Source organism: Streptomyces sp. HSW2009 (assembly GCF_040240285.1).
Lineage (GTDB): Bacteria > Actinomycetota > Actinomycetes > Streptomycetales > Streptomycetaceae > Streptomyces.
In genome coordinates, this window is record NZ_JBEHZD010000606.1 from 1 (window position 1) to 4,303 (window position 4,303).

Genomic DNA, 4,303 nt, shown 5'->3' on the forward strand with positions numbered 1-4,303 from the left:
CCCCCCCCCCCCCCCCCCCCCCGGGGGTGGGGGGGCGGCGCCGGCGGCGGCGCGGGCCCGGGCCCCCCCCCGCCACCGGCCTCGCCCTGCTCGTCCTGCTCGCGCTGGCCGCCCCGCTGCTGTCCGCGCTGACCGGCCAGGACCCCGACGCGTACCACGACGACCTGGTGGACTCGGCGCGCGGCGGCGTGCCGCTCGGCTCCTGGGGCGGGATCAGCGGCGAGCACTGGCTCGGCGTCGAACCCGGCACCGGGCGCGACCTGTTCATCCGCCTCGTCTACGGCGCCCGCATCTCGCTCCTGGTGGCCTTCGGCGCCACCGTCCTCCAGGTGCTGCTCGGCGTCGGCCTCGGCATCGCCGCAGGACTCGGCAACCGCCTGGTGGACAGCGTGCTCAGCCATCTGAGCGATGTGTTCCTCGCCCTGCCCACGCTGGCGTTCGTGATCGCGCTGACCGCCGTGGTGCCCGGGGACTTCCCGCGCCCGCTGCTGCTCATCCTGGTCATCGCGCTGTTCGGCTGGGCCGGCACGGCCCGCATCGTGCGGGCCCAGACCCTCTCGCTGAAGAAGGCCGACTTCGTCGCAGCGGCCCGGCTCGGCGGCTCCGGGCCGCTGCGGGTGGCCCGCCGCGAACTGCTGCCCTCGCTGGCGGCGCCCGTGATCACCTACGCGGCGATCCTGCTGCCCAGCAACATCGTGGCCGAGGCCAGCCTGTCCTTCCTGGGCGTCGGCATCCGGCCGCCCACCCCGTCCTGGGGGCAGATGCTGTCGTCGGCGACGACCTGGTTCAGGGCCGACGCGGCCTACGTACTGCTCCCCGCCGGCCTGCTGTTCCTCACCGTGCTCGCCTTCACGGTGCTCGGCGACGCCCTACGGGTGGCGCTCGACCCGCGCGAGGCGTCCCGGCTCGGCGCCGGCCGCCGCCGCCCGCGCAAGGCCCGGAAGGGGGACCCGGCATGACCACGTACCTGCTGCGCCGGGTGCTGGGCGCCGTCCTGGTGCTGTTCGTCCTGTCCGTCGTCGTGTACGCGCTGTTCTACGCGGTCCCCGGCGACCCGGCCAAGCTCGCCTGCGGCCCGCGCTGCAACCCCGAGCAGATCGCCCAGGTCCGCGACCAGCTCCAGCTCGAAGACCCGCTGTACGCGCGCTACTGGCACTTCATCCAGGGCCTGTTCACCGGCCACGACTACTCGACCGGCACCAGCGTGCTGCACTGCAACGCGCCCTGCTTCGGGCTGTCGTACCAGAACGACCAGCAGGTCACCGAGCTGATCTCGCAGCGCATCCCGGTCACCGCGTCGCTCGCCTTCGGCGCCATGGTGCTGTGGCTGATCCTGGGGGTCGGCACCGGCCTGGTCTCGGCGCTGCGCCGGGGCGGGATCACCGAGCGCGTGCTGACCTGGGTCACGCTGGCCGGCACGGCGACCCCGGTGTTCATCATCGGCCTGCTGCTGCTCATGCTCTTCTGCGTGCAACTCCGCTGGCTGCCCTTCCCGTCGTACGTGGCGCTGACCGAGAACCCCGAACAGTGGGCCTGGAACATGCTGCTGCCGTGGACCGCGCTCGCGCTCTTCGAGTCGGCCAAGTACGCGCGGCTGACCCGCAGTTCGCTCCTGGAGACGCTGGCGGACGACCACATCCGCACCTTCCGCGCGTACGGGGTCTCCGAGCGCGCCATCGTCACCCGGCACGCGCTGCGCGGCGCGCTGCCCCCGGTGATCGCGCTGACCGCGATGGACCTGGGGACCCTGTTCGGCAGCGCCATGCTCACCGAGACGCTCTTCGGGCTGCCGGGCCTCGGCCAGCTCCTGGTGCACGCGGTGCGCGACGTCGACCTGCCCGTGGTGATCGGCGTGGTGCTGGTCACCGGCGCCGCCGTGGTCATCGCCAACATCGTCGCCGACCTGCTCTACGCCGCAACCGATCGGAGGGTGACCCTGACATGAGCACACGACAGACCGAGCGATCGGGGGGTGCCGCGGTGGGGGGTGCCGCGGGGCCGGCCACGGAGCGGACCGGGGAGCGGGCTGCGGTGGGGGAGCGGGCCGCGGCGGTTTCCGCACCGGTTACGGAGGCCGCGGCTGCGGTGGGCGGACCGGCCGCCGCGCCGCGTTCGGCGCCCGCCGGGTCCGCTGCCGGGCCCGTCGGTGAGCCGCTGGTGGAGGTCGTCGACCTCAGCGTCGGTTTTCCGGTCGGCGGCGACGCCGACGGGGCGCCGGGCGCGGAGCCGGGCCGTGCCGTACGGGCCGTGGACCGGCTGTCCTTCACGCTGGAGCCCGGGGCCGCGCTCGGCATCGTCGGTGAGTCCGGCTCCGGCAAGAGCACCGCTGCCTTCGCCCTGCTCGACCTGCACCGCGGGACGGGCGCGCAGGTCAGCGGCGCGGTACGGATCGCGGGCCGGGACGTCACGGCCGTCGACGACGCGGAACTGCGCCGTATCCGGGGCGGCGTCGCGGCCATGGTCTTCCAGGACCCGCTGTCCTCGCTCGACCCCTACCTGGCCATCGGCGACCAGATCGCCGAGGTGTACCGGGTGCACCACCGCGGCGCCAGCCGGCGCGCGGCGCGGGCGCGGGCCGTGGAGGTGCTCGACCGGGTGGGCATCGCGGACGCGGCGCGCCGCTCCCGCTCCCGGCCGCACGAGTTCAGCGGCGGCATGCGGCAGCGGGCGCTGATCGCCATGGCGCTGGCCTGTCGACCGAAGCTCTTGATCGCCGACGAGCCCACCACGGCGCTCGACGTCACCGTGCAGGCCCAGATCCTCGCCCTGCTCGCCGAACTCCGCGCGGAGACCGGCATGGGCCTGATCCTGGTCACCCACGACCTGGGGGTCGCCGCCTCCAGCGTGGACGACCTGCTGGTGATGCGCGCGGGCCGGGCCGTCGAACGCGGCGCGCTCCGCACGGTGCTCGACGCGCCGCGCGAGCCGTACACCAGGTCGCTGCTCGCGGCGGTGCCGCGGGTCGAACGGCGACGCGGTGGGGCTGCGAACGCGGGCGGGGTGGGTGCGAGTGGTGTGGGTGTGGCTGGTGCGACCCGTACGACTGGTTCGACCGGTACGACCAGTGCGACCGGTACGGGCGAGACCGGTGCGACCGGCGTGAGTGAGGCCGGTGCAGACGGGGCCTGGGCCGATGGGGCCGTGCTCGGCGGCGCCGAGGTCAGCAAGGCCGAGATCAGCAAGGCCGAGATCAGCAAGGGAGAAACAGGTAACTCCGAGGGTGGCTCTGAGGGCGCGGTGGAGAGCGGTTCTGCGGCTGCTCCTGAGACGGGTTCCGCGGTCGGTTCCGCGGCCGGCGCCGCCGTGGGGGGTGCTGCCGCGGCCCGGGCGGTCGGGCCGGGGACGGCTGCCGCCGCGGACGCCGCTGACGGTGCTGAGACGCTGCTCGAAGCGGTCGCGCTGCGCCGGGTGTTCGGGAAGCGGCGCGCCTCCGTGGTCGCCGTGAACGACGTGTCGCTGACGCTGCGCGCCGGCGAGACGCTGGGCGTGGTCGGCGAGTCCGGCAGCGGCAAGACGACGCTGGGGCGGATGCTGGTGCGGCTGCTTGAGCCGACCGGCGGCGAACTGCGTTACCGCGGACGCGAGATCGGCCGGCTGCGGGAGCGCGAACTGCGCCCGTTCCGCAGCGAGTTGCAGATGGTCTTCCAGGACCCGGTGTCGTCCCTGAACCCGCGCCGCAGCATCGGCGAATCCATCGCCGACCCGCTCCGTGCGGCGGGCGCCCTGTCGAACGCGGAGATCCTCGCGCGCGTGCGCGGGCTGCTGGAGCGGGTCGGACTCGAACCCGACTGGTACCACCGCTACCCGCACGAGTTCAGCGGCGGCCAGCGACAGCGGGTCGGCATCGCGCGGGCGCTCGCGCCCGAACCCCGGCTGATCGTCTGTGACGAGCCGGTCTCCGCGCTCGACGTCACCACCCAGGCGCACATCGTGCGGCTGCTCGGCGACCTCCAGCGCGAGTTGGACCTGGCCCTGGTGTTCATCGCACACGACCTCGCCGTCGTGCGCCAGGTCAGCGACCGGGTCGCGGTGATGCGCGGTGGCCAGGTCGTCGAGGAGGGGGAGACGGACGCCGTGTACGACGCCCCGCAGCACCCCTACACGCGGTCCCTACTGGCCGCGGTGCCCCAACTCACCTCCGCGAAAGCTGCCGTATAGCGCGCGGCAACGGGATCGAGTCGAAAAAGTTACGACCGTTCACCCCTTCTGGTGGGGGGGGGGGGGGGGCCCGCGCGCCCCGCCCCCCCCCCCCCCCCCCCCGGCGGCGCGCCCCCCCCCCCGGCGGGGGGGCGCGGGGGGGGGG

The 4,303-nt window shown here is 74.5% G+C and carries 3 protein-coding genes; all 3 read left to right on the forward strand.

Going from position 1 to position 4,303, the window contains the following annotated elements:
• The first annotated feature begins 26 nt into the window (after window positions 1-26).
• Genes AAHZ94_RS29360 through AAHZ94_RS29370 form a run of 3 tightly spaced genes read left to right on the forward strand, consistent with a single transcriptional unit; the run spans window position 27 to window position 4,158 of the window.
• A complete protein-coding gene (locus AAHZ94_RS29360) occupies window positions 27-959 on the forward strand; it encodes an ABC transporter permease (RefSeq protein ID WP_349996704.1) in 933 nt (310 codons plus the stop codon).
• Complete coding sequence (locus AAHZ94_RS29365) at window positions 956-1,945, forward strand: ABC transporter permease (protein ID WP_349996701.1); 990 nt, start codon at window positions 956-958, stop codon at window positions 1,943-1,945. Before AAHZ94_RS29360 ends, AAHZ94_RS29365 begins: the two co-directional genes overlap by 4 nt.
• The gene (locus AAHZ94_RS29370) at window positions 1,942-4,158 is read left to right on the forward strand and encodes a dipeptide ABC transporter ATP-binding protein (protein ID WP_349996703.1); all 2,217 of its coding nucleotides are present in this window, start codon (window positions 1,942-1,944) and stop codon (window positions 4,156-4,158) included. Before AAHZ94_RS29365 ends, AAHZ94_RS29370 begins: the two co-directional genes overlap by 4 nt.
• Window positions 4,159-4,303: the final 145 nt, after the last annotated feature.

Excerpts from the sequence above, each read along its gene's own strand:
- AAHZ94_RS29365 (WP_349996701.1), top strand. The coding sequence starts at position 956 with ATGACCACGTACCTGCTGCGCCGGGTGCTGGGCGCCGTCCTGGTGCTG.
- AAHZ94_RS29370 (WP_349996703.1), top strand. The coding sequence starts at position 1,942 with ATGAGCACACGACAGACCGAGCGATCGGGGGGTGCCGCGGTGGGGGGT.